The organism is Citrobacter sp. CK199 (assembly GCF_030333285.1).
Lineage (GTDB): Bacteria > Pseudomonadota > Gammaproteobacteria > Enterobacterales > Enterobacteriaceae > Citrobacter_B > Citrobacter_B koseri.
In genome coordinates this window covers 200,107-224,186 of the sequence record NZ_JAOWGF010000026.1, presented here as the reverse complement: position 1 = coordinate 224,186, position 24,080 = coordinate 200,107, and the positions used below count along the sequence as shown (strand labels likewise).

Annotated in this window: 24 protein-coding genes and 1 other RNA gene; 17 read left to right on the top strand and 8 right to left on the bottom strand. The window is 54.6% G+C overall.

Going from position 1 to position 24,080, the window contains the following annotated elements; genetic code table 11:
• The first annotated feature begins 83 nt into the window (after window positions 1-83).
• The 3 genes from OGX75_RS12145 (at window position 84) to OGX75_RS12135 (ending at window position 2,601) form a co-directional block, all read left to right on the top strand.
• Entirely contained in the window at window positions 84-941 is an 858-nt protein-coding gene (locus tag OGX75_RS12145; protein WP_012135025.1) for a small-conductance mechanosensitive channel MscS, read from the top strand.
• Window positions 942-1,143: 202 nt separating this feature from the next.
• Window positions 1,144-1,779 (top strand): arginine exporter ArgO, encoded by a 636-nt coding sequence (argO, locus tag OGX75_RS12140; protein WP_071257872.1) that lies wholly within the window; start codon window positions 1,144-1,146, stop codon window positions 1,777-1,779.
• 93 nt (window positions 1,780-1,872) lie between these two features.
• Window positions 1,873-2,601, top strand: a complete 729-nt coding sequence (locus tag OGX75_RS12135) for an oxidative stress defense protein (RefSeq protein WP_012135022.1) — start codon at window positions 1,873-1,875, stop codon at window positions 2,599-2,601.
• Window positions 2,602-2,678: 77 nt separating this feature from the next.
• Here OGX75_RS12135 and argP read toward each other — a convergent pair whose 3' ends face one another.
• Window positions 2,679-3,572 (bottom strand): DNA-binding transcriptional regulator ArgP, encoded by an 894-nt coding sequence (gene argP, locus OGX75_RS12130; protein ID WP_012135021.1) that lies wholly within the window; start codon window positions 3,570-3,572, stop codon window positions 2,679-2,681.
• Window positions 3,573-3,730: 158 nt separating this feature from the next.
• Here argP and rpiA point away from each other — a divergent pair, with 158 nt between their 5' ends.
• Together rpiA and serA are read left to right on the top strand one after the other, a co-directional pair.
• Window positions 3,731-4,390: a ribose-5-phosphate isomerase RpiA gene (gene rpiA / locus OGX75_RS12125; RefSeq protein ID WP_024130929.1), complete on the top strand. Its 660-nt coding sequence runs from the start codon at window positions 3,731-3,733 to the stop codon at window positions 4,388-4,390.
• Window positions 4,391-4,658: 268 nt separating this feature from the next.
• Window positions 4,659-5,891, top strand: a complete 1,233-nt coding sequence (gene serA / locus OGX75_RS12120; RefSeq protein WP_115608880.1) for a phosphoglycerate dehydrogenase — start codon at window positions 4,659-4,661, stop codon at window positions 5,889-5,891.
• An 88-nt stretch (window positions 5,892-5,979) separates the two neighbouring features.
• On the opposite strand, the gene OGX75_RS12115 is transcribed toward serA, so the two are convergent.
• The 3 genes from OGX75_RS12115 to zapA form a co-directional block, all read right to left on the bottom strand.
• Window positions 5,980-6,582 carry a 5-formyltetrahydrofolate cyclo-ligase gene (locus tag OGX75_RS12115; protein ID WP_047461402.1) on the bottom strand — a complete coding sequence of 201 codons (603 nt, stop codon included), beginning with the start codon at window positions 6,580-6,582 and terminating at the stop codon, window positions 5,980-5,982.
• 20 nt (window positions 6,583-6,602) lie between these two features.
• Window positions 6,603-6,786: non-coding RNA, 6S RNA (ssrS, locus tag OGX75_RS12110), on the bottom strand.
• A gap of 41 nt (window positions 6,787-6,827) precedes the next feature.
• Entirely contained in the window at window positions 6,828-7,157 is a 330-nt protein-coding gene (zapA, locus tag OGX75_RS12105; RefSeq protein WP_006686880.1) for a cell division protein ZapA, read from the bottom strand.
• Window positions 7,158-7,323: 166 nt separating this feature from the next.
• Between zapA and ygfB the strand changes: the two genes are divergently transcribed.
• The 7 genes from ygfB to gcvP all read left to right on the top strand — a co-directional run bounded on the left by ygfB (window position 7,324) and on the right by gcvP (window position 16,829).
• Window positions 7,324-7,902 carry a UPF0149 family protein YgfB gene (gene ygfB / locus OGX75_RS12100; RefSeq protein WP_286451131.1) on the top strand — a complete coding sequence of 193 codons (579 nt, stop codon included), beginning with the start codon at window positions 7,324-7,326 and terminating at the stop codon, window positions 7,900-7,902.
• Between the two features lie 25 nt (window positions 7,903-7,927).
• Window positions 7,928-9,253 carry a Xaa-Pro aminopeptidase gene (pepP, locus tag OGX75_RS12095; RefSeq protein ID WP_049008277.1) on the top strand — a complete coding sequence of 442 codons (1,326 nt, stop codon included), beginning with the start codon at window positions 7,928-7,930 and terminating at the stop codon, window positions 9,251-9,253.
• On the top strand, window positions 9,250-10,428 hold the full coding sequence (ubiH, locus tag OGX75_RS12090; protein WP_286451132.1) for a 2-octaprenyl-6-methoxyphenyl hydroxylase: 1,179 nt from the start codon (window positions 9,250-9,252) through the stop codon (window positions 10,426-10,428). Before pepP ends, ubiH begins: the two co-directional genes overlap by 4 nt.
• Window positions 10,429-10,570: 142 nt before the next feature.
• On the top strand, window positions 10,571-11,773 hold the full coding sequence (gene ubiI / locus OGX75_RS12085) for an FAD-dependent 2-octaprenylphenol hydroxylase (protein ID WP_047461414.1): 1,203 nt from the start codon (window positions 10,571-10,573) through the stop codon (window positions 11,771-11,773).
• A 451-nt stretch (window positions 11,774-12,224) separates the two neighbouring features.
• Window positions 12,225-13,319: a glycine cleavage system aminomethyltransferase GcvT gene (gene gcvT / locus OGX75_RS12080; RefSeq protein ID WP_110493846.1), complete on the top strand. Its 1,095-nt coding sequence runs from the start codon at window positions 12,225-12,227 to the stop codon at window positions 13,317-13,319.
• 25 nt (window positions 13,320-13,344) lie between these two features.
• Window positions 13,345-13,734, top strand: coding sequence for a glycine cleavage system protein GcvH (gene gcvH / locus OGX75_RS12075; RefSeq protein WP_012135010.1), 390 nt, complete (start codon window positions 13,345-13,347; stop codon window positions 13,732-13,734).
• Window positions 13,735-13,955: 221 nt separating this feature from the next.
• Window positions 13,956-16,829 (top strand): aminomethyl-transferring glycine dehydrogenase, encoded by a 2,874-nt coding sequence (gene gcvP / locus OGX75_RS12070; protein WP_286451133.1) that lies wholly within the window; start codon window positions 13,956-13,958, stop codon window positions 16,827-16,829.
• A 109-nt stretch (window positions 16,830-16,938) separates the two neighbouring features.
• Here gcvP and OGX75_RS12065 read toward each other — a convergent pair whose 3' ends face one another.
• The gene (locus tag OGX75_RS12065) at window positions 16,939-18,372 is read right to left on the bottom strand and encodes a 6-phospho-beta-glucosidase (protein ID WP_286451134.1); all 1,434 of its coding nucleotides are present in this window, start codon (window positions 18,370-18,372) and stop codon (window positions 16,939-16,941) included.
• Window positions 18,373-18,492: 120 nt separating this feature from the next.
• A complete protein-coding gene (locus OGX75_RS12060) occupies window positions 18,493-19,221 on the bottom strand; it encodes a MurR/RpiR family transcriptional regulator (protein WP_286451166.1) in 729 nt (242 codons plus the stop codon).
• A gap of 52 nt (window positions 19,222-19,273) precedes the next feature.
• On the opposite strand from OGX75_RS12060, the gene yqfB reads away from it, so the two are divergent.
• Both yqfB and trhA read left to right on the top strand, forming a co-directional pair.
• Complete coding sequence (gene yqfB / locus OGX75_RS12055; RefSeq protein WP_047461422.1) at window positions 19,274-19,585, top strand: N(4)-acetylcytidine aminohydrolase; 312 nt, start codon at window positions 19,274-19,276, stop codon at window positions 19,583-19,585.
• A gap of 161 nt (window positions 19,586-19,746) precedes the next feature.
• The gene (gene trhA, locus OGX75_RS12050) at window positions 19,747-20,406 is read left to right on the top strand and encodes a PAQR family membrane homeostasis protein TrhA (RefSeq protein WP_012135004.1); all 660 of its coding nucleotides are present in this window, start codon (window positions 19,747-19,749) and stop codon (window positions 20,404-20,406) included.
• A 154-nt stretch (window positions 20,407-20,560) separates the two neighbouring features.
• Here trhA and ygfZ read toward each other — a convergent pair whose 3' ends face one another.
• Complete coding sequence (gene ygfZ / locus OGX75_RS12045; RefSeq protein ID WP_104868221.1) at window positions 20,561-21,541, bottom strand: tRNA-modifying protein YgfZ; 981 nt, start codon at window positions 21,539-21,541, stop codon at window positions 20,561-20,563.
• 256 nt (window positions 21,542-21,797) lie between these two features.
• Between ygfZ and sdhE the strand changes: the two genes are divergently transcribed.
• Both sdhE and OGX75_RS12035 read left to right on the top strand, forming a co-directional pair.
• Window positions 21,798-22,064, top strand: coding sequence for an FAD assembly factor SdhE (gene sdhE / locus OGX75_RS12040; RefSeq protein WP_024130922.1), 267 nt, complete (start codon window positions 21,798-21,800; stop codon window positions 22,062-22,064).
• Window positions 22,045-22,452, top strand: a complete 408-nt coding sequence (locus tag OGX75_RS12035; RefSeq protein ID WP_024130921.1) for a protein YgfX — start codon at window positions 22,045-22,047, stop codon at window positions 22,450-22,452. The genes sdhE and OGX75_RS12035 overlap by 20 nt, the downstream gene beginning before the upstream one ends.
• 97 nt (window positions 22,453-22,549) lie before the next feature.
• Here OGX75_RS12035 and fldB read toward each other — a convergent pair whose 3' ends face one another.
• Window positions 22,550-23,074 carry a flavodoxin FldB gene (gene fldB / locus OGX75_RS12030; protein ID WP_012134999.1) on the bottom strand — a complete coding sequence of 175 codons (525 nt, stop codon included), beginning with the start codon at window positions 23,072-23,074 and terminating at the stop codon, window positions 22,550-22,552.
• Window positions 23,075-23,177: 103 nt separating this feature from the next.
• Between fldB and xerD the strand changes: the two genes are divergently transcribed.
• Window positions 23,178-24,074: a site-specific tyrosine recombinase XerD gene (xerD, locus tag OGX75_RS12025; RefSeq protein WP_012134998.1), complete on the top strand. Its 897-nt coding sequence runs from the start codon at window positions 23,178-23,180 to the stop codon at window positions 24,072-24,074.
• The last annotated feature ends 6 nt before the right edge of the window (window positions 24,075-24,080 follow it).

The window sequence follows — 24,080 nt, the reverse complement described above, 5'->3', positions numbered from 1 at the left end:
GACTGTTTTTGTTTACCTTTAAAAGGTCGTTTTCGTGAGAATGATCTCATTTGCGTTTTTTTGATATGACCAAGGAATATTGAATGGAAGATTTGAATGTTGTCGACAGCATAAATGGTGCGGGCACCTGGCTGGTGCGCAACCAGGAGCTGCTGCTGAGTTATGCGGTTAACATCGTTGCGGCTATCGCTATCATCATCATCGGGATGATCGTGGCGCGTATTGTTTCCAATACCGTTAATCGCCTGATGCTGGCGCGCCATATTGATGCGACCGTGGCTGACTTCCTGTCTGCGCTGGTGCGTTACGGCATTATTGCCTTTACGCTGATTGCCGCGCTGGGACGCGTTGGCGTACAAACGGCTTCCGTTATCGCTGTGTTGGGTGCCGCCGGTTTAGCGGTCGGTCTGGCCTTACAAGGTTCTTTGTCTAACCTCGCGGCAGGCGTACTGCTGGTGATGTTCCGTCCTTTCCGCGCGGGAGAATATGTCGATCTCGGCGGCGTCGCGGGTACGGTACTGAACGTACAAATTTTTTCGACCACTATGCGTACCGTGGACGGCAAAATTGTGGTGATCCCGAATGGCAAGATTATTGCCGGAAATATCATTAACTTTTCCCGTGAGCCGGTGCGTCGTAACGAATTTATCATTGGCGTGGCGTATGACTCTGATATCGACCAGGTGAAAAAAATCCTGACCGATATTATCCAGTCCGACGAGCGTATTCTGAAAGACCGTGAAATGACGGTGCGCCTGAATGAGCTGGGCGCCTCCTCCATTAATTTCGTGGTGCGCGCATGGAGTAAAAGCGGCGATCTGCAAAATGTTTACTGGGATGTGCTGGAACGCATTAAACGTGAGTTCGATGCCGCAGGCATCAGCTTCCCTTATCCGCAGATGGACGTGAATTTCAAACGAGTGAAAGAGAACGCGGAATAAGCCGTTTGCCGTTTCGCCCGGTGGCGCTACGCTTACCGGGCCTACAGGTTGTTTTGTAGGCCGGATAAGGCGTTAGCCGCCATCCGGCATTTCCTTCCCCCTTTATTAATTCCCCTAATCTGCGATTAAAATTATCAATTTCCGCTAATGATTCTCTCGCGCTATAGTCTGCGCTTAAGAGAAACAGTTCGGAATAATTATCGTGATATCTTATTATTTTCAAGGTCTTGCGCTTGGTGCAGCCATGATCCTGCCACTCGGCCCGCAGAATGCGTTTGTGATGAATCAGGGGATTCGTCGGCAGTATCACATCATGATTGCGCTGCTTTGCGCGATCAGCGATTTAGTGCTTATCTGCGCAGGCATCTTTGGCGGCAGCGCATTGCTCATGCAGTCCCCCTGGCTGATGGCGTTAGTGACCTGGGGCGGTGTGGCGTTTTTATTGTGGTACGGCTTTGGCGCGTTAAAAACGGCAATGAGCAGCAACCTGGAACTGGCCAGCGCCGAGGTGATGAAGCAGGGGCGCTGGAAAATCATCGCCACGATGCTGGCGGTGACGTGGCTGAATCCGCACGTTTATCTGGATACCTTCGTGGTGCTGGGTAGCCTGGGCGGGCAACTGGAGATGGAGCCGAAGCGTTGGTTCGCTTTGGGAACCGTCAGCGCCTCTTTCTTGTGGTTCTTCGGTCTGGCGCTGCTGGCCGCCTGGCTGGCACCGCGACTGCGTACCGCCAAAGCCCAGCGTATCATCAATACTCTGGTAGGGCTGGTGATGTGGTTTATCGCTTTTCAACTGGCAAAAGAAGGGGTTGCACACGTTCACGCATTGTTCAACTAAGCGTTGTCTGATGGACAACGCGCAGATACCCGCTAAGCTTGCCTGCATGCGCCCTGAGTTTCAGGGCGATTAACGTAACATGGAGGAGCGACAGTGAAGTTCAAAGTGATGGCCCTTGCGGCATTAGTCGGATTTAGCGCAATCCCGGTACAGGCAAATGAGTTGCCGAATGGACCGCACATCGTGACTTCCGGGACGGCAAGCGTGGATGCGACGCCTGACATCGCCACCCTGGCGATTGAAGTCAACGTGTCGGCAAAGGATGCCGCTTCCGCCAAGAAACAGGCCGATGAGCGTGTTGCGCAATACCTTTCTTTCCTTGAACAAAATCAGATTGCCAAGAAAGACATCAGCTCTGCAAACCTGCGCACTCAGCCGGACTATGACTACCAGAATGGTAAAAGTGTGCTGAAAGGCTACCGCGCGGTGCGAACCGTTGAAGTTACGCTGCGCCAGCTGGACAAACTCAACTCTCTGCTGGATGGCGCGCTGAAAGCGGGTCTGAATGAGATCCGTTCGGTGTCATTAGGCGTTGCGCAACCGGATGCCTATAAAGATAAAGCGCGTAAAGCGGCGATTGACGATGCGGTTCACCAGGCTGAGCAACTGGCTGCGGGCTTTAACAGCAAGCTGGGGCCGGTTTATAGCGTGCGTTACCACGTTTCTAATTATCAGCCGAGCCCGGTGGTGCGAATGATGAAAGCGGACGCGGCGCCTGCGGTGTCGGCCCAGGAAACCTATGAGCAGCCGACAATTCAGTTTGCTGATCAGGTCGATGTGGTATTCCAGTTAGAACCAGCAGCAGAGACGAAAGCACAGTAAGCGTTGTTGAAACGTCTTATCCGGCCTACAAAATAACCTGTAGGCCTGATAAGCGTAGCGCCATCAGGCACGGCGCGTTAATCCTGCCTTAAAACCTTATGCCCATACTCCAGCAGCGCGTCAGTCACGTTGCGCATCATACGGCTTTCCGGCGCAAAACGGTGCCAGTAGAGCATCCGACGCTGGAACAGGCCAGGCGTTAAATCGATCAGCTCACCGCTCTCCAGCTCTTTCTCGATCTGCAAATGCGGGATCATACAGCAGGTGGTGCCCTGACGCGCGAGCTGTACGAAGGCTTCGGAAGAGTTAACGATATGGCACGGCACGCTGCCCGGCGGTAAATCGAAGTTCTGCTGTAAAAAGGCCTGGTGCATGTCGTCCAGATGGTCAAACGCCACTGCGGGCGCTTTCAACAGCGCGGAACGGGTGACGCCGTTGGGGAAGTAGCGCTCGGCGAAGGGTTTTGATCCCACGAACAGATAGTCGAGCGCGCCAAGTTTGTCTACCAGGCAGCTTGGCAGCGCCTGGTGCTGAATACTCACCGCGCCAACCACTTCGCCGCGACGCAGACGTTCCTGGGTGCGGGTTTCATCTTCCACCTGCAAATTGAGGCGAATAGGCGAGTCGGCCAGAACCGGCGCCAGCGCCGGAAGCAGCCAGGTCGCCAGACTGTCGGCGTTGACCGCCAGCGACAGCAGCAGCGGCGTGGAGCCGGTTTGCTCATCGCCAAGCCACTCATCTTCCAGTAGCTCTACCTGACGCAGCAGCGCCAGCAATTTTTGCCCTTGTTCGGTAGGACGCGGCGGAACGGTTCGTACCAGCAGCGGTTGCCCAAACATATTCTCAAGCTGTTTTATGCGTTGTGAGACAGCGGATTGTGTGATGCACAACTTCTGTGCGGCGCGTTCAAATCCCCGTTCACGAATCACCGCATCCAGCGCTTGTAGTGTTCTGTAGTCTGGACGTTTCATTGCTCTGAGGTACTCCTGAAATTTTTCTTATCCCGCACTATGACATAAATTTCACTCAGGTACAGACGAAATCCGCCGCTTGCGAGCGGGGTCGGAGGGATTTTTTCGCACAATGATCTATAATGCGCCTGAATTTTCACACCACAGGCGAAACGATCATGACGCAGGATGAACTGAAAAAAGCAGTAGGATGGGCGGCACTTCAGTATGTACAGCCCGGCACCATTGTGGGCGTAGGTACCGGTTCAACAGCCGCGCACTTTATTGATGCGCTGGGCACAATGAAAGGTCAGATTGAAGGGGCGGTGTCCAGCTCGGATGCATCTACTGAAAAACTCAAGAGCCTCGGCATTACCGTTTTCGATCTGAACGAAGTGGACAGCCTGGGCGTCTATGTTGATGGCGCGGATGAGATCAACGGCCACATGCAGATGATTAAAGGCGGCGGCGCGGCGCTGACGCGTGAGAAAATCATTGCTTCGGTGGCGAAGAAATTCATCTGCATCGCGGATGCCTCCAAAGAGGTCGATATTCTGGGTAAATTCCCGCTTCCGGTGGAAGTGATCCCGATGGCGCGCAGCGCTGTCGCACGCCAGTTAGTGAAGCTGGGCGGTCGTCCTGAGTACCGTCAGGGCGTAGTCACTGATAACGGCAATGTGATCCTCGACGTATACGGCATGGAAATTCTTGATCCGATCGCGATGGAAAACGCGATTAACGCCATTCCGGGCGTCGTGACCGTCGGCCTGTTCGCCAACCGTGGCGCGGATGTGGCGCTGATTGGTACGGCAGACGGCGTAAAAACTATCGTAAAATGATCTGGCGAGGGTGATTCATCCCGCGTTAAAAAAATTTGGCAGGGCAAATTTGGTGACTTGTGTCACGTTTTGGATGTTGCCCTGCCGATCTCTCCAAAGAAAATCTTATCCCCAGCATTTTCCTCTGCCATTTCACGCTGAATGATATTTCTTCAGAGTGGCGACGCAAACGTTCATATTGCCGCAATAGTTTTTTTTGATATGTTGAAAGGCGGATACAAATCCACATACAACACATCAGTTTCGATAAAAAGACAGGGTCGGGGAAATGGCAAAGGTATCACTGGAGAAAGACAAGATTAAATTTCTGCTGGTTGAAGGTGTGCACCAAAAGGCACTCGAAAACCTTCGCGCGGCAGGTTATACCAACATCGAATTTCACAAAGGCGCTCTGGATACTGAGCAGTTGAAAGAGTCCATCCGTGATGCCCATTTCATTGGCCTGCGATCCCGAACCCATCTGACCGAAGATGTGATTGACGCCGCAGAGAAACTGGTGGCGATTGGATGTTTCTGCATCGGCACCAACCAGGTTGATCTGAACGCAGCGGCAAAACGCGGAATCCCCGTGTTTAACGCGCCGTTCTCCAACACGCGTTCTGTTGCGGAACTGGTGATTGGCGAGCTGCTGCTACTGCTTCGCGGCGTGCCGGAAGCGAACGCGAAAGCGCACCGTGGCGTGTGGAACAAACTGGCGGCCGGTTCGTTTGAAGCGCGCGGCAAAAAGCTGGGGATCATTGGTTACGGCCACATTGGCACGCAGTTGGGCATTCTGGCGGAATCGCTGGGCATGCACGTCTTCTTCTACGATATTGAAAACAAACTGCCGCTGGGCAACGCGACCCAGGTACAGCATCTTTCCGATCTGCTGAACATGAGCGACGTTGTGAGCCTGCATGTGCCGGAAAACGCCTCCACCAAAAATATGATGGGCGCGACGGAAATCGCACTGATGAAACCGGGCGCGCTGCTGATCAACGCGTCTCGCGGTACGGTGGTGGACATCCCGGCGCTGTGCGATGCGCTGGCGAGCAAACACCTGGCGGGCGCAGCTATCGACGTGTTCCCGACGGAACCTGCGACCAACAGCGATCCGTTTACTTCTCCGCTATGTGAATTCGACAATGTGCTTCTGACGCCGCATATCGGCGGTTCTACCCAGGAAGCGCAGGAGAACATCGGCCTTGAAGTGGCAGGCAAACTGACGAAGTATTCTGATAACGGCTCTACGCTGTCTGCGGTGAACTTCCCGGAAGTCTCCCTGCCGCTGCACGGCGGCCGTCGTCTGATGCACATCCATGAAAATCGTCCGGGCGTGCTGACCGCGCTTAACCAGATTTTTGCCGAGCAGGGCGTTAACATCGCCGCGCAGTATCTGCAAACGTCTGCCCAGGTCGGTTACGTGGTGATTGATATCGAAGCGGATGAAGATGTGGCGGAGAAAGCCCTGCTGGCGATGAAAGCGCTACCGGGTACGATTCGCGCTCGTCTGCTGTACTAATTTGTATACTGTGCCGGGTGGCGGCTATGCCTCACCCGGCCTGTGAGATCGGCTCGTAGGCCGGGTAAGCGTAGCGCCATCAGGCAATTCACTGCGGCCACTCCCACACTTTTGACGGCGTCACCACCGCAGGCAGCGGGATATCCCACTCTTCGACAGGCAACTTTTCCACTAACTGACAATCGTGCGCATAACCCACCGGTTGGATCTTATGCTGTCGCCAGTTCTGCAACGTTCTGTCGTAGAACCCGCCGCCCATTCCCAGACGCTGGCCGTCTTCGTCGAAAGCGACTAACGGTGTAACCAGCACATCTAACTGAGAGAGCGGCAGCACGTCACGCACGTCCAGCTTCGGTTCCTGAATTTTCAGACGATTCATCACCAGCGAGCTTTGCGGATGATAATGCAGAAACAGTAAATTGCCGGGGCTGAACGGATGGAGAACCGGTAAATACACGCGTTTTCCCGCGCGCCAGAGCTGCTCAATCAAGGGTTGCGTGTCCAGCTCGCCATCAAATGAAAGAAACACCGCGACGGTGTGGGCAAGAACCACGGGAGGATAAGCAAGCATTCTGGTGGCGGCCTGTTGACCGAACGCGGTTTGCTGTTGAGACGTCAGCGTACGGCGACGTTGCCGAATCATCTGGCGGATTTCTTGTCGGGATAAAAGAAGTTCAGGAAGTTGCGTCATGGCTGTCGCCAGGTAGAAGGGGAATCTCCGAGATGCCGCCGCAGGCTGTAACCCTTGAACCCTTGGTTCAAGGTGAATGCGTCGTCACGGTTTTAAGGCTTCTCGGACTAGCCGAGCATGCTCACCAACCATGGAGCGCCACATTCTTGTGGTATGAAATATCGGCTCAGGGGACTGGCCCGCTTGCAAACATCTCAGAGAAATTTTGTCTTCACGGTCACTCTACCATAGTAAACCGAAAAGTGTTATTCAAAGTTTTGGCCCGTTTTTTCGGTTATGCGACCCTGATCAAGCAACGCCTGTTCAATGGTCTGTTGAAGCATCCGAATTCGTTGTTCCATGCTCGCCGCGTAGTCGCGGGTCTTCGCTTTTTCCTGAGTTAATTCATAGCTGATGTTCAATGCGGCAATGAAAACCAGCTGCTCAGTATTTGTGACTCTAGTGCGAACTTTTAGATCTTGCAACCGCTGATTCAGATCGTCCGCAGCCTGATTCAACGCATCCCTTTGTTCAGGCGGGCAATTCACGCGGAGTGAACGGCCAAAAATTTGGATATCGACGGGTTGTGCAGACATGCCACCTTCCTGCTGATTGACTGCGCTGCCTTCGCCTCCAGACCCTGGGTCGGCGAAGGGGCGACACTATAGCTACCCCGGTGTGAAGATACAAGCCCTTTTCTGGTTCACCAGGGTCCAAAGTGGTAGCATATCATGAATATCCTCCCTTTGATGACGAATGCTTATGTCTATACAGAACGAAATGCCTGGTTACAACGAAATGAACCAGTTTTTGAACCAACAGGGGACGGGGTTAACCCCGGCCGAAATGCACGGTTTGATCAGTGGGATGATTTGCGGCGGCAACAACGACAGCTCATGGCAGCCGCTGTTGCACGACCTGACGAACGAGAGGCTGGCCTTTGGTCACGAACTGGCGCAGGCGCTGCGTAAAATGCATGCGGCAACCAGCGACGCGCTGGAAGACGACGGCTTCCTTTTTCAGCTTTTTCTGCCTGAAGGCGACGACGTGAGCGTGTTCGATCGCGCTGATGCGCTGGCCGGCTGGGTTAACCACTTTTTACTGGGGCTTGGCGTCACGCAGCCTAAGCTGGATAAAGTGACCGGCGAAACCGGTGAAGCCATTGACGATCTGCGCAACATCGCCCAGCTCGGTTATGACGAAGACGAAGATCAGGAAGAGCTGGAGATGTCGCTCGAAGAGATCATCGAATATGTGCGGGTTGCGGCGCTGCTGTGCCACGACACCTTTACGCGTCAGCAGCCAACGGCGCCGGAAGTCCAGAAACCGACTCTGCACTAAGAACGTAAACGCAATGGAGAGTGTTATGAGCGATATATCTCAGCAGGAGTATCAGCGTCGCCGCCAGGCATTACTGGCGCAAATGCAGCCGGGCAGCGCCGCGTTGATTTTTGCAGCTCAGGAAGCCACGCGCAGCGCGGACAGTGAATATCCGTATCGCCAGAGCAGTGATTTCTGGTATTTCACCGGTTTTAACGAACCGGAAGCGGTGCTGGTGCTGATTAAAAGTGATGACACTCATAACCACAGCGTTTTGTTTAACCGCGTTCGCGATCTGACGGCGGAGATCTGGTTTGGCCGCCGCCTGGGGCAGGACGCCGCGCCGGAAAAACTGGGCGTAGATCGCGCGCTGGCGTTCAGCGAAATCAACCAGCAGCTTTATCAGTTACTCAATGGCCTTGACGTGGTTTACCACGCGCAGGGCGAATATGCGTATGCCGACGAGATTGTTTTCGCCGCGCTGGATAAACTGCGTAAAGGTTCCCGACAGAACCTGACTGCACCGGCGACGATGACCGACTGGCGGCCAATGGTGCACGAGATGCGCCTGTTTAAATCGCCGGAAGAGATTGCCGTTATGCGTCGCGCGGGCGAGATCAGCGCGCTGGCGCATACCCGCGCAATGAAAAAATGCCGTCCGGGGATGTTCGAATATCAACTGGAAGGTGAAATTCACCACGAATTTAACCGTCACGGCGCGCGCTATCCGTCCTATAACACCATTGTCGGCAGCGGTGAGAACGGCTGCATCCTCCACTACACCGAAAATGAAAGCGAAATGCGCGACGGCGATCTGGTGTTGATCGACGCCGGATGCGAATACAAAGGTTATGCTGGCGACATTACGCGTACTTTCCCGGTGAACGGCAAATTTACGCCCGCCCAGCGCGAAATCTACGATATCGTGCTGGCGTCGCTGGAAACCAGCTTACGCCTGTTTCGTCCGGGAACGTCTATCCAGGAGGTCACGGGAGAAGTGGTGCGCATCATGATCGCGGGGCTGGTGAATCTGGGCATTTTGCAGGGTGACGTGGAGCAGTTGATCGCGGAAAACGCCCATCGTCCATTCTTTATGCATGGTCTTAGCCACTGGCTGGGGCTGGACGTACACGATGTCGGCGTTTACGGGCAGGATCGCTCCCGCGTGCTGGAGCCGGGTATGGTGCTCACCGTTGAACCGGGTCTGTACATTGCGCCGGACGCCGACGTGCCGGAAGCGTATCGCGGCATCGGCATCCGTATTGAAGATGACATTGTCATTACGGAAACGGGCAACGAAAACCTGACCGCCAGCGTAGTGAAAAAAGCGGACGATATTGAAGCCTTAATGGCGGCGGCGCGTCAGCTATGAGCGTGATTATTGTTGGCGGCGGTATGGTGGGCGCGACGCTGGCGCTGGCCCTTTCTCAGCTTAGCCACGGCAAACTGGCCGTGCACCTGATTGAAGCGAGCGCGCCTGAAGCCGCCGTGCATCCCGGGTTCGACGCCCGGGCGATCGCGCTGGCGGCAGGCACCTGTCAGCAACTGGCGCGGATTGGCGTCTGGCAGGCGATTGCTGATTGCGCAACGGCGATCAACACGGTACATGTCAGCGATCGCGGCCATGCCGGTTTTGTCACTCTGGACGCGCAGGATTACAGCATCGCTGCGTTGGGGCAGGTTGTGGAGCTGCATGATGTCGGTCAGCGACTGTTTGCGCTGTTGCGCAAAGCGCCGGGCGTGACGCTGCATTGCCCGGATCGCGTTGCCAGCGTGGCGCGAACGCAAGAAAAGGTGAATGTCACTCTGGAAAACGGTGACGTGATTTCTGGTCATGTCGTGGTGGCGGCCGACGGTACGCACTCCGCTCTGGCGACCGCCTGCGGCGTGGACTGGCAGCAGCAGCCTTATGAACAACTGGCGGTGATCGCCAACGTTGCGACCGCTATCGCGCATGACGGACGTGCGTTTGAACGCTTTACCCAACACGGCCCGCTGGCGATGTTGCCGATGTCCGAAGGTCGCTGTTCGCTGGTGTGGTGCCATCCGCTTGAACAGCGCGACGAGATCATGCGCTGGTCGGATGAACGTTTTTGCCATGAGCTACAGTCGGCGTTTGGCTGGCGGCTGGGACGTATTACCCATGCGGGTAAGCGCAGCGCTTATCCGCTAGCGCTCACCACGGCGGCCAAAGCGATAACCCATCGCACCGTGCTGGTCGGCAATGCGGCGCAGACGCTGCATCCTATCGCCGGGCAAGGGTTTAACCTGGGACTGCGCGATGTGATGAGCCTTGCCGAAACGCTGGTGCAGGCGCATGAGTCTGGGGCGGACGTCGGCGAGTACGGCGTGCTTTCTGAGTACCAGTCGCGCCGTCAGGCTGACAGAGAGGCGACGGTTGGCATAACGGATAGCCTGGTGCATCTGTTTGCTAACCGCTGGGCGCCGCTGGTTGGCGGGCGCAACGTCGGCTTAATGGCGATGGAGTTATTGCCTCCCCTTCGCGACACGTTGGCAAAACGGACGTTGGGCTGGGTCGCACGATAATTCACCGGTAGGTCGGAATAAAGAAGTAGGCCTGATTAGCGCAGCGCCATCAGGCAATGCCGCGGAAGTAATGTAATGTCGGATGGTGGCTTTGCCTTATCCGGCCTACGGTTTTTGATTGTCCTATTTTCAGGAGTACACAGTGCAAAGTGTTGATGTAGCCATTGTTGGCGGAGGCATGGTAGGCCTGGCTGTCGCCTGCGGTTTGCAGGGCAGCGGTTTACGCGTTGCCGTTCTGGAACAGCGCGTTCCACAGCCGCTGGCGAGCGACGCTCCCCCGGCATTACGCGTGTCGGCTATCAATGCCGCCAGTGAAAAACTGCTTACGCGTCTTGGGGTCTGGTCAGACATTCTTGCTCGCCGCGCAAGCTGCTACCACGGTATGGAAGTCTGGGATAAAGACAGCTTTGGCCGCATTGAGTTTGATGACAAAAGCATGGGATACAGCCACCTGGGGCACATCATTGAAAATTCGGTGATCCACTACGCGCTATGGCAAAAGGCGCAGCAGTCAGCGGATATTACCCTGATGGCGCCGGCTGAATTGCAGCAGGTCGCCTGGGGAGAAAATGAAACCTTCCTGACCCTGAAAGATGGCGCGATGCTGACGGCAAGGCTGGTGATTGGCGCAGACGGCGCGAACTCCTGGCTGCGCAACAAAGCGGATATTCCGCTGACCTTCTGGGATTACCGTCATCATGCGCTGGTGGCGACCATCCGCACCGAAGAAGCGCACGGCGCCGTTGCGCGTCAGGCGTTTCATGGCGAAGGCATCCTGGCATTCCTGCCATTAAGCGATCCGCATCTGTGTTCCATTGTCTGGTCGCTGTCTCCGCAGGACGCTGAGCATATGCAGCAGGCGAGTGAGGATGCGTTCAACCGGGCGCTGAACGTCGCGTTTGATAACCGCCTCGGCTTATGCCGCGTTGAGAGCGAACGCCAGGTGTTCCCGCTGACGGGACGCTATGCGCGTCAGTTTGCCGCACACCGGCTGGCGCTGGTGGGCGACGCCGCACATACCATCCATCCGCTGGCGGGACAGGGGGTGAACCTCGGCTTTATGGACGCCGCAGAGTTGATCGATGAACTCAAACGTCTGCAACGTCAGGGCAAAGACATTGGTCAATACCTCTATTTGCGTCGCTACGAGCGCAGCCGTAAGCACAGCGCCGCGATGATGCTGGCAGGTATGCAGGGTTTTCGCGAACTGTTTGCCGGAGAGAACCCTGCGAAGAAATTGCTGCGCGATATTGGTCTGAAACTGGCCGATACTCTCCCGGGCGTAAAACCGCAACTGATTCGTCAGGCGATGGGATTGAACGATCTGCCTGAGTGGCTCCGCTAAGCATTTCCCTCCTGCTTCTGAGAGTTTGAAACCCGTCACATTTTCCTCTCCCGGCCTTCGCGCCGGGACGCTTTCCTCATTTGAAATAATCTAATTTCACCTCTCTTTTCGCATTAGTTTTTTTAATATTACGATTTTCAACTATCGTCATTTTTGACAATTTTTCCACATTTAATATGGATATGTGCGGGGTGGTTGCGTATTTTATTATCGTTTATGGAGGTTTTTTGTTTATTTCATGGTTTTTTATGCTGATGTGGGTTTGGCGTTTTTTGGTCATAAGCTAATGTGATGGTTAATTTTGCCTTATGGTTTAGCGTCTGCTTCGGTGGTAAGTTCAGGTAAAAGAGAACGTTTGCGTCGAAGCCCTGGAGTGGCTGCGACGCCGGGTTTCGTGGCGAAGATTTCACCATGAAATGGTTGTAAGCCCCGCTTATTCAATGAGGACAAGATGGCTCAACAGACTCCTTTATACGAACAACACACGCTTTGTGGCGCGCGCATGGTGGATTTCCATGGCTGGATGATGCCGCTGCACTATGGTTCTCAACTTGATGAGCACCATGCAGTTCGCACTGATGCCGGTATGTTTGATGTGTCGCATATGACCATCGTCGATCTACGCGGCAGCCGCACCCGGGAGTTTTTGCGTTATCTGCTGGCGAATGACGTGGCGAAACTCACAAAGACCGGTAAAGCCCTCTACTCTGGTATGCTCAATGCCTCGGGCGGCGTGATAGATGACCTGATTGTCTATTACTTCACTGAAGATTTCTTCCGCCTCGTTGTAAACTCCGCCACCCGCGAAAAAGACCTCTCCTGGATTACCCAACACGCCGAACCTTACGCCATCGACATCACCGTTCGTGACGACCTGTCGCTGATTGCGGTACAGGGGCCGAATGCGCAGGCGAAAGCGGCCACGCTGTTTACTGAAGAACAGCGCAAGGCGGTGGAAGGCATGAAACCGTTCTTTGGCGTGCAGGCGGGCGATCTGTTTATTGCAACAACCGGTTATACCGGCGAAGCAGGCTATGAAATTGCGATGCCAAACGAAAAGGCGGCGGATTTCTGGCGTGCGCTGGTGGAATCCGGCGTGAAGCCGTGTGGCCTGGGCGCGCGCGATACGCTGCGTCTGGAAGCGGGTATGAACCTGTATGGTCAGGAGATGGATGAAGGCGTCTCTCCGCTGGCGGCGAACATGGGCTGGACCATCGCCTGGGAACCGGCCGATCGCGATTTTATTGGTCGCGAGGCGCTGGAAGTCCAGCGTGAAAAAGGCACCGAACAACTGGTGGGTCTGGTTATGACCGAGAAAGGCGTACTGCGTAACGAACTGCCGGTACGCTTTACCGATGCCCAGGGGAATCAGCTGGAAGGCATTATTACCAGCGGCACTTTCTCTCCGACGCTGGGCTACAGCATTGCGCTGGCGCGCGTTCCGGCGGGTATTGGCGAGACGGCGATCGTGCAGATCCGCAACCGCGAAATGCCAGTAAAAGTCACTAAACCTGTTTTTGTGCGTAACGGCAAAGCCGTCGCGTGATTCATCCTTTTTTGGAGATTTATTGATGAGCAACGTACCTGTAGAACTGAAATACAGCAAAGAACACGAATGGCTGCGCAAAGAAGCAGACGGTACTTACACGGTTGGCATCACGGAGCACGCTCAGGAATTGCTGGGTGATATGGTTTTTGTCGATCTGCCAGACGTCGGCGCCACCGTTGCGGCGGGCGATGACTGCGCGGTAGCAGAATCGGTAAAAGCCGCTTCTGACATTTATGCGCCGGTGAGCGGTGAGATTGTGGCGGTAAACGACGCGCTCAGCGACTCCCCTGAACTGGTCAACAGCGAGCCGTATGCGGGTGGCTGGATCTTCAAAATCAAAGCCAGCGACGAAAGCGAAATCGACTCGCTGCTGGATGCAACCGCATACGAAGCATTGTTAGAAGACGAATAAATACGCTTCATCCTTCACGCAGCAGGTGTGTTGGCTTCCTCGCTCACCCCAGTCACTTACTTATGTAAGCTCCTGGGGGTTCTCTGCGTCGCCGCCGTCCTGCAACGTGAATGATTTTGCGTATTCGTTTTCGCACGCGTAGGCCCGGTAAGCGTTAGCGCCACCGGGCAATTGAGCCAGAGACAATCACGATTCACTGCACGTTTCAGGAACCATCGCCCATGACACAGACGCTAAGCCAGCTTGAAAACAGCGGCGCTTTCATTGAACGCCACATTGGACCGGACGCCGCACAGCAGCAAGATATGCTGAATACCGTTGGCGCCGAGTCGTTAAACGCGCTGATCGGCCAGATTGTGCCGAAAGACATTCAGCTTGCCACGCCGCCGCAGGTAGGTGAAGCGGCGACGGAATACGCCGCGCTGGCCGAATTAAAAGCGATTGCCGGTCGCAACAAGCGCTTTACGTCTTACATTGGCATGGGTTATACCGCGGTGCAGCTGCCGCCGGTTATCCTGCGCAATATGCTGGAAAATCCGGGCTGGTACACCGCGTATACGCCTTATCAGCCGGAAGTTTCGCAGGGGCGTCTGGAGGCGCTACTGAATTTCCAGCAGGTGACGCTGGATCTGACCGGGCTGGATATGGCCTCCGCTTCGTTGCTGGATGAAGCAACCGCTGCCGCAGAAGCGATGGCGATGGCAAAACGCATCAGCAAACTGAAAAACGCCAACCGTTTCTTTGTCGCCTCTGACGTTCACCCGCAAACGCTGGATGTCGTGCGCACCCGCGCGGAGACCTTCGGTTTTGATGTGATCGTCGATGACGCGGAAAAAGTGCTGGATCACCAGGATGTGTTCGGCGTGCTGTTGCAGCAGGTTGGCACCACCGGTGAAGTCCACGACTACAGCGCGCTGATTAGCGAACTGAAGTCACGTAAGGTTATCGTCAGCGTGGCTGCCGATTTTATGGCGCTGGTGCTGCTGACGGCACCGGGTAAACAGGGCGCGGACATTGTGTTCGGCTCTGCGCAACGCTTCGGCGTACCGATGGGCTACGGCGGCCCACACGCGGCGTTCTTTGCCGCCAAAGATGAATTCAAACGTTCCATGCCGGGCCGTATTATCGGCGTATCGAAAGATGCGGCGGGCAATACCGCACTGCGCATGGCGATGCAGACTCGCGAACAGCATATCCGTCGCGAGAAAGCGAACTCCAATATTTGTACTTCGCAGGTGCTGCTGGCCAACATCGCCAGCCTGTATGCCGTTTATCACGGTCCGGTTGGGCTGAAGCGCATTGCTAATCGCATTCACCGCCTGACCGACATTCTGGCGGCGGGCCTGCAACAAAAAGGGCTGAAACTGCGCCATGCGCATTACTTCGACACCCTGTGCGTAGAGGTGGCCGATAAAGCCGCCGTCCTGGCGCGCGCGGAAGCCGCAGAGATCAACCTGCGCAGCGACATCCACAATGCTGTCGGCATCACGCTGGATGAAACGACAACCCGCGAAAACGTGCTGCAACTGTTCTCTGTACTGCTGGGCGACGACCACGGTCTGAACATTGATACGCTGGATAAAGACGTGGCGCACGATAGCCGCTCTATCCAGGAGAGTATGCTGCGTGATGACGCGATCCTGACGCACCCGGTGTTCAACCGTTACCACAGCGAAACGGAGATGATGCGCTACATGCATTCGCTGGAGCGTAAAGATCTGGCGCTGAATCAGGCAATGATCCCGCTGGGTTCCTGTACTATGAAGCTGAACGCGGCGGCGGAGATGATCCCCATCACCTGGCCGGAATTTGCGGAACTGCATCCGTTCTGCCCGGCAGATCAGGCGGAAGGGTATCATCAGATGATCAACCAGCTTTCTGACTGGCTGGTGAAACTGACGGGCTATGATGCCGTGTGTATGCAGCCGAACTCCGGCGCGCAGGGCGAATACGCGGGCCTGTTGGCGATTCGTCATTATCACGAAAGTCGCAACGACGGTCATCGCGATATCTGTCTGATCCCGGCCTCCGCTCACGGCACCAACCCGGCTTCCGCACAGATGGCGGGTATGCAGGTGGTGGTGGTCGCATGCGATAAGAACGGCAACATCGATCTGGCGGACCTGCGCGCTAAAGCCGAGCAGGCGGGTGACAATCTCTCCTGCATCATGGTGACTTACCCATCCACCCACGGCGTGTACGAAGAAACCATTCGTGAAGTGTGCGAGATCGTGCATCAGTTCGGCGGCCAGGTATACCTCGATGGCGCAAACATGAACGCGCAGGTTGGCATTACCTCTCCGGGCTTCATCGGCGCGGATGTTTCACACCTCAACCTGCATAAAACCTTCTGCATTCCGCACGGCGGCGGCGGCCCGGGTATGGGGCCGATTGGCGTGAAATCACATCTGGCGCCGTTTGTTCCGGGTCACAGCGTGGTGCAGATCGAAGGGATGCTGACCCGTCAGGGCGCGGTGTCCGCTGCACCGTTCGGCAGCGCATCCATTCTGCCGATCAGCTGGATGTACATCCGCATGATGGGCGCGGAAGGGCTGAAGCAGGCGAGCCAGGTGGCGATTCTGAACGCCAACTATATCGCCAGCCGCCTGAAAGACGCGTATCCGGTGCTGTATACCGGTCGCGATGGCCGCGTGGCGCACGAGTGTATTCTCGACATCCGCCCGCTGAAAGAAGAAACCGGCATCAGCGAGCTGGATATTGCCAAGCGTTTGATCGACTACGGCTTCCACGCGCCGACCATGTCGTTCCCGGTGGCGGGAACGTTGATGGTTGAACCGACGGAATCTGAAAGCAAGATGGAGCTGGATCGCTTTATCAATGCGATGCTGGCGATTCGTGCGGAAATCGATCGCGTGAAAGCTGGTGAGTGGCCGCTGGAGGATAACCCGCTGGTTAACGCGCCGCACACGCAGAATGAGCTGGTCGCGGAGTGGAACCACGGATACAGCCGTGAAGTCGCGGTGTTCCCGGCGGGGGTAGCGAACAAGTACTGGCCGACCGTGAAACGCCTTGATGACGTTTACGGCGACCGTAACCTGTTCTGCTCCTGCGTACCGATGAGCGAATATCAGTAATCTCTCTGCCATGCTGTAGGCCGGGTAAGCGCAAGCGCTACCCGGCTTTTTTTATTCGGAGACAGAACTTGTCGGCCGGATAAGGTATTAGCCGCCACCCGGCAAAAAATTACAGCTTCTCGCCGTTGCTGGAGATAACCTCTTTATACCAGGTAAAACTTTTCTTCCGCGAGCGCGCCATATCGCCGCTGCCGTCGTCATGCTTGTTCACGTAAATAAAACCGTAACGTTTGCTGTATTGTCCGGTCGTGAATGACACGCAGTCGATGCAGCCCCACGGCGTATAGCCCATCAGATCCACGCCATCATACGTCACCGCTTTCATCATCTCTTCTACGTGAGCACGCAGATAGTCGATGCGGTAATCGTCGTTGATGCTGCCGTCTTCTTCCACTTTGTCGTAGGCGCCAAACCCATTTTCCACAATAAACAGCGGCTTCTGATAGCGTTCATACAGCTCGCACAGGGAATAACGCAGGCCGACCGGGTCAATCTGCCAGCCCCAGTCGGAAGCTTTGACGTGCGGATTCGGCACGCTGCCCTCGAAGCCGGAAATGGCATCGCCGCTGCCGCCTTCCGCTTTTACTGCGTTAGTCATGTAATAGCTGAAGCCAAGATAATCACAGGTGCCTTCGCGCAGAATCTCCGCGTCGCCAGCGTCCATGTTGATGTTAAAGCCGCGACGTTCCCATTCGTTCAGCACGTAAGACGGGTAGTAGCCGCGTAGCTGAATGTCGGTAAACACATAGCGCTCACGCATGGATTCTTGCGCGAACATGACATCTTCCGGCTTACAGGAAAACGGATAGAGCGCGACCATCGCCAGCATACAGCCGACCTTCATCTCCGGGTTGATGCGGCGTGCCGCCTTTACCGCCAGCGCGCTGGCGACGAACTGGTGGTGCAGCACCTGATACATGGTTTCTTCCGGGTTTTCATGCTCGGTATACACCACGCCGGAACAGCAGTAGCCAAACAGCGGCGCGCGCCAGTTGCGCTGGTTGTTGATCTCGTTGAAGGTCATCCAGTATTTGACTTTGTGCTTGTAGCGCTCAAATACCACCTCCGCGAAGCGGACGAAGAAATCCACCACTTTACGGTTGGTCCAGCCGCCGTATTGCTGTACCAGATGCAGCGGCATTTCAAAGTGGGAGAGGGTGATGACCGGTTCGATGTTGTATCTGAGCAACTCATCGAACATATCATCGTAGAATTTCAGCCCTTCTTCGTTCGGTTGCGTCTCGTCACCCTGCGGGAAAATGCGGGTCCAGGCGATGGAGGTGCGAAAGCATTTAAAACCCATCTCGGCGAACAGCTTAATGTCTTCTTTGTAGTGACCGTAAAAATCGACCGCTTCATGGTTTGGATAATATTTACCCGCTACGACTTGTCGGGTGATTTCACGCGGTACGCCATGCGCTCCGCCGGTCAGCACATCACAGATGCTCGGCCCTTTGCCGCCTTTGTTCCAGCCGCCTTCAACCTGATGAGCGGCAACTGCGCCGCCCCATAAGAAATCTTTTGGTAAGGTGAGTTTTTTCATTGTTGCTCAATCTCAAATTAATACAATCTGGTTTTGAGTCTAACAAAGGAAGGCAAAAAGTCACGATATAACAAAATAGCGCCGGTGTAATTTGTTACGCCCAAAAAACAATTTGTTTTTTTACGCTAATTTTTTCGCCAGCTTACGGCCTAATGATTCAAGAATATAGATAACGGGGATCTGCGTTGTAATATCATAAACGCCAGCAATACGGGTTTGTGGTACATGCCAGGAGAGATTAAAATCGGCCAGCTTTGCCAGAGCCGAATGTTCATGGCTGGTAATCGACAGCACTTTGCAGTTGTGCAGGCTGAACTGGCTGGAAAAGCGCAGGATCTCCGCAGTCTCTCCCGATACTGAAAGCACAATCGCCAGCGCGTTTTTTGCCATATCGTTGGTGACCGGAAAATAAGGATCATCAATATGATTACTGAATTTCCCGACGTTAGAGAAAAAACGTGCGCCATATTTTGCCAGCGCGCCGGAAGTTCCTGCGCCGACAAATATAATACGTTCGGAAGATAAAATGATATCGACAGCCTGATCGAGTAATTTATCAAACTCATCGTTATTGACGCTTTTAAAGAAACTGATAATTTCGCTGGCGCCAAAATTAGCCTGTTGCGGCTCATCCTGCTCTAAATATAATTTAAAGCGCACGCGGAATTCAGAGTAGCCGTCACAGTGAAGTTTGCGACAAAAGCGCAGCACGGTGGTGGTGGAAACGCCCACGGCATCAGCCAGTTCGCGAATGGTCATGTACATGACTTTGTCACGGTTTTTGATGACATAGTTGTAGACCAGCATCTCAAGATTGTTGAGACTGGCGATGGCAGCGTGGGAGAACATACTCACAATGGCAAAACTCACTCATCAGACTTCATCTACAGGGAATAATAACATGCAGCCAAATGACATCACTTTTTTTCAGCGTTTCCAGGATGACATTCTGGCCGGACGCAAAACTATCACCATTCGTGACGAGTCCGAATCACACTTCAAAGCCGGGGATATTCTACGGGTTGGACGCTTCGAAGATGAGGGTTACTTCTGCACAATTGAGGTTGTTGGCACTTCAACCGTCACGCTGGACACGCTAACGGAAAAACATGCCCGGCAGGAAAACATGACGCTTGAAGAGCTTAAACATGTGATTGCCGGGATTTACCCGGATCAGACGCAATTTTATGTGATTGATTTTAAATGCCTTTGATTTTAATGAACAACTGTTAGTTGAAAAATAAGTTTCAACATCATGATTTACAAAGATTAATCTTAAGTTGATATTTATTTTAGCTAACAGGTGTTCACTGGAACCATTCTCAGTTACGCTAGGAACGCTATCACGATTGTGAACGTTCTTTGGAGTAAGCTATGGTGCAGAAACCATTAATCGCACAGGGATATTCGCTGGCAGAGGAAATTGCCAATAGCATCAGCCACGGTATTGGGTTGGTGTTTGGTATTGTCGGTCTGGTGCTGTTACTGGTTCAGGCGGTAGACGCGAATGCCAGTGCAACGGCCATTACCAGCTACAGCCTGTACGGCGGCAGCATGATCCTGCTGTTTCTTGCTTCAACCCTCTACCACGCGATTCCGCATCAGCGGGCGAAGATCTGGCTGAAAAAATTCGACCACTGCGCTATCTATCTGCTGATTGCCGGAACCTATACGCCGTTTTTGCTGGTGGGGCTGGATTCGCCGCTGGCGCGTGGGCTGATGATTGTCATCTGGAGCCTGGCGCTGCTCGGTATTTTATTCAAGCTGACTATTGCCCACCGGTTTAAGGTTCTCTCGCTGGTAACGTATTTAACGATGGGGTGGCTGTCGCTGATTGTGGTTTATCAACTGGCGATCAAACTGGCGGCGGGAGGCGTGACGCTGCTGGCGGTCGGCGGCGTGGTCTATTCGCTAGGCGTGATTTTCTACGTCTGCAAACGCATTCCCTATAACCATGCAATCTGGCACGGGTTTGTGCTGGGCGGCAGCGTGTGCCACTTTCTGGCGATCTATCTGTATGTAGGGCAGGTCTGACACACTGTTGCCGGATGGCGGCTACGCCTTATCCGGCCTACGAGGGATGGGGCCTGAAACCCAACTGCCGGATGGCGGCTAATACCTTATCCGGCCTGCATGGCGCACTGAACCGTAGGCCTGATAAGCGCAGCGCCATCAGGCGTTATTCTTTTCACTCTTCCAGCGAATAGGGCAGCGGTACGATGTGCAGAGTATTCGCATCATCGCGTACGCGAAATACGCTGTCAGCTTCCATATCGTTGTTCATGACCACCTGCACCAGAATCTGGCCGTCATCCAGTTGCACTGCCGCAAGAACGGTGCCGGTACGACGCCAGTTCTCACCCATCTGCAACTCCAGATCTTCTCCGGTTTCCGGTACGCGGCTGGCTTTACCCGCCAGAGACCAGAGCGCGCGTTTGTTCGCACCGCGGAATTTTGCCCGGGCGACCATCTCCTGCCCGCTGTAGCAGCCTTTCTTAAAGCTGATGCCGCCCAGCGCCTGTAGGTTGGTTGCCTGCGGTATAAATTGCCCGCTGTTCGCGGAGTCAATGACCGGAATGCCCGCTTCAATATCCAGCGCCAGCCACTGCTGGCTGTTGTTCAGCGCCGCTTCGCCACGCAGTTTTTCAGTCAGGGATTCAGCCGTGGCGACATCCGTAATCAGCAGAAAACGTTCCGCCGGATGTTCAAACCAAAGCAGGGTGGACGCCCCTTCGCTCACGACCTGTTTTTCGCTGTTCGGTAACTCGCTAAAGATATTCGCCAGCGCTGCGCGAGCCTGAAAACCAGCGATACCGAGCAGAACGCGCTCATCGTCAGGCGCGATCGCGACTTTAGAGAACACGGCGTATTTTTTCAGCTCGGTCAGTTGGGCCTCTCGCAGACTGCGGCGTTCAATCCAGGCAAAACCGTCGCCGTCGCGGAACAGACGCAGGTTGCTCCACATCTTCCCTTTTGCATCGCAATGGGCGACCAGTAAGTGTTGCTGTTCGGTAAGCTGGTTGACGTCCGCAGTGACCTGACCTTGCATATACTTCTCGCTGTCGGCGCCGGTGATCGAGGCCAGCGCCCAGTCATCGAGAGTGATCAGCGTCAGAGGCAAACGGGCTGACGCGGACGGTTGACGAGGAGGAAAAGGTGTAAAAGCCATAATAATGTCCTGATTTGCTTAACGCAGTAATAGTGACTAATGGTAAAAGAGCTATAGCCCATTGCAAGCGGTTTAAACATCCCATTTGTGCCTTATCGCCCGCTTTGCGAGGCGCGATGCAAAATCGATGAACCCTTTGACTTAATGTGGTTTTATTTGCCGATCATGCTTCCGTTTATGGAGATTCCCGTAAAAGAACATGAAAAACACGTTACAATAGCCGGGTACTTCATTTTCGCGAGACAGGAAGAAGAACATGGATATTAATAACAAAGCACGTATTCATTGGGCATGCCGTCGCGGTATGCGTGAGCTCGACATTTCTATCATGCCGTTTTTCGAACATGAGTACGATAACTTAAGCGATGAAGAAAAATGCATCTTTGTTCGTTTGCTGGAATGCGACGATCCTGATTTATTTAACTGGTTGATGAACCACGGTAAACCGGGTGATGCAGAGCTGGAACAAATGGTGAAACTCATCCAGACACGGAATCGGGAACGTGGTCCTGTGGCAATCTGATTTACGCGTCTCCTGGCGCGCACAATGGCTCTCTTTGCTCATTCATGGGCTTGTCGCCGCATTGGTTTTATTGATGCCCTGGCCATTGAGCTACACGCCGCTCTGGCTGATATTGCTTTCGCTGGTGGTGTTCGACTGTGTGCGCAGTCAGCGGCGGATTAATACCCGGCAGGGCGAAATTAAACTGCTGATGGATGGGCGTTTACGTTGGCAAGGGCAAGACTGGACGATTCAGGGGCCGCCCTGGATGCTTAAAACTGGCATGATGCTGCGTTTGCGCGCCGACAGCGGGAAGCGTCAGCACTTGTGGCTGGCGGCGGACAGCATGGATGACGCCGAGTGGCGGGATTTACGGCGGTTAATGTTGCAACAGGCGACGCAGGGGTAACGCCAACGAAGGCCTGATGGCGCGCAGCTTTAAGGCCTACGGTTCGGTGCGCCATGCAGGCCGGACAGGGCGTTCACGCCGCCATCCGGCAAAACGGTCAGCAGGAATAGTGCTCTGCCATCTCACCGAGAATTTGCTCGCACCAGGCCTGGATGCGCTCATCGCTGAGATCGTACTGGTTGGTTTCATCCAGCGCCAGGCCGACAAAAAGTTGCCCATCGGCAATGACCGGTTTCGGGCTGGTGAACTCATAGCCTTCGGTAGGCCAGTAGCCGACAAATTTAACGCCTTTGGTGACAAGTTTGTCATGCAGCATACCCAGCGCATCCAGGAACCACTCGCCGTAGCCTAACTGGTCGCCCATGCCGTAGAGCGCGACAATTTTGCCTTCCAGCTTGAGATCGTCCAGTTGATTCCAGACGGCTTCCCAGTCTTCCTGTATTTCACCAAAATCCCAGGTCGGAATGCCTAAAATGAGCACATCGTACTGCTCCATTAAGGTCGGAGAGTCATCCTTGAGGTTGTGTAATGTGACCAGTTCCGGGCCAATAATGTCGCGAATTTTTTCCGCTGCCATTTCGGTATAGCAGGTGCTGGAACCATAAAAAAGGCCGATATTCATGACGTACTGCTCTCGATTCTTGCGATGACGATGCGGCTAGTGTACCAGAAAGGCGTCGGCTTCAGGCATAATGGCGTTGATTTAACACGCAGAGGGGCCCGAGATGGATAAGGATCTGGCGCGTATCGAGCAGTTTCTCGATGCCCTGTGGCTGGAGCGTAATCTGGCGGAAAATACGCTGAGCGCGTATCGGCGCGACTTGTCGATGGTGGTCGAATGGTTGCATCATCGTGGAAAAACGCTGGCGACGGTGCAGAGCGATGATTTACAAACGCTGCTGGCGGAACGTATGGATGGCGGGTATAAAGCCACCAGTTCCGCACGGTTGTTGAGCGCCACGCGGCGCTTCTTTCAGCATCTGTACCGTGAAAAATTTCGTGAGGACGATCCGAGCGCGCAGCTCGCGTCGCCCAAACTTCCGCAGCGTTTGCCAAAAGATCTCAGCGAAGCACAAGTTGAGAGATTATTACAGTCGCCAGTTGTTGACCAACCGCTGGAATTACGCGACAAAGCAATGCTGGAAGTGCTGTATGCGACGGGCCTGCGCGTTTCTGAGCTGGTCGGGCTGACCATGAGCGATATCAGCCTGCGCCAGGGCGTTGTGCGGGTTATCGGTAAAGGCAATAAAGAACGTCTGGTGCCGTTGGGCGAAGAGGCGGTGTATTGGCTGGAGACGTATCTGGAGCACGGGCGCCCGTGGCTGTTGAACGGCGTGTCGATTGACGTTTTATTTCCCAGCCAGCGGGCGCAACAAATGACGCGTCAGACCTTCTGGCACCGCATTAAACACTATGCCGTGCTGGCGGGAATCGACAGCGAAAAGCTGTCGCCGCACGTTTTGCGTCACGCTTTCGCCACCCATTTGCTGAATCATGGCGCTGACTTACGCGTTGTACAGATGCTGCTTGGGCATAGCGATCTCTCGACCACACAAATTTATACTCATGTCGCAACGGAGCGCTTGCGTCAACTTCATCAACAGCATCACCCGCGAGCGTGAGTGCTG